This window comes from Vibrio sp. 10N.222.48.A3, from assembly GCF_041475345.1.
GTDB lineage: Bacteria > Pseudomonadota > Gammaproteobacteria > Enterobacterales > Vibrionaceae > Vibrio > Vibrio tasmaniensis_A.
Window position 1 is genome coordinate 1 of record NZ_JBFRVX010001548.1, and the last position, 854, is coordinate 854.

An 854-nucleotide genomic window follows, 5' to 3' on the forward strand; every position below is an offset into this window, starting at 1 on the left:
ATATATACCTATTATCATTTTAGAAAAATACAATAACGACACTCGTTGACTATTGATCAATCGTTATTATTGGTTGGTTTTTATCATCGATTGATAGGGTTGTTGATATTTGGATTTTTCCGGATTTAAATTAAGTGAATCGTAGTATGCATGTTGTTAAAAATAAACGTTATATAAGTTCAATAGAAGAACTGTATGAAATAATCGATTCGCTAATTGCTGAGTGTAGTGGACATCGTGGTTTAATTTATAACGTGTGTGATTATGAAAATAATAACCTGATGCCAAGCTTAGGTCGCTCAAATCGAAAGAATATTCGCCGTGTCGAACAAGAGCTTCTCTCGACCGTGAGAATTTATGGCGGGCATTCGTTGAATGCACACGAGATAAACGATTGGTTATTGATGTGTTTAGCCAAGAAACAGGGGTTTCCAACCCGTTTACTTGAGTGGACAGATAACCTGGTAAATGCGTTGTGGTCTGTGTGTCATAGCCAAAGCAAAGACTGTATCAATATTATTAAAGCCATTGATTATCATAAGGTTAGTGTTTTTAACTCACCCTGTGACTTCAATAAGACTCAGATATTCAATGTGGCTGATTGTGATCAGCAAGAGCCACGCAAGGACAAGTGGTATTCCATTCACCCATTTAAGGAAGGTGGCAATGATGCCATTCAGCCTTTGTACGATGAGAAAGAATATTCAAACGGTCTAGTGTCCGTTCATATTCTTCCATCAGCGAAAGTAAACCTGATAAAGGAATTAACCTCCATGAATGTTTTAAATGAACCGACAGAATATATTGAAGAGAAACTGGCTGATTTGAAAAATGAAGCCCATGTAGATAACAAT

General features: G+C 36.4%; 1 protein-coding gene. It reads left to right on the forward strand.

Translation table 11 applies throughout. The features are described 5' to 3' along the window. Positions 1-146: 146 nt before the first annotated feature. Positions 147-854: FRG domain-containing protein (locus AB4653_RS27665; RefSeq protein ID WP_372105844.1), on the forward strand; the 708-nt coding region annotated here is incomplete at its 3' end.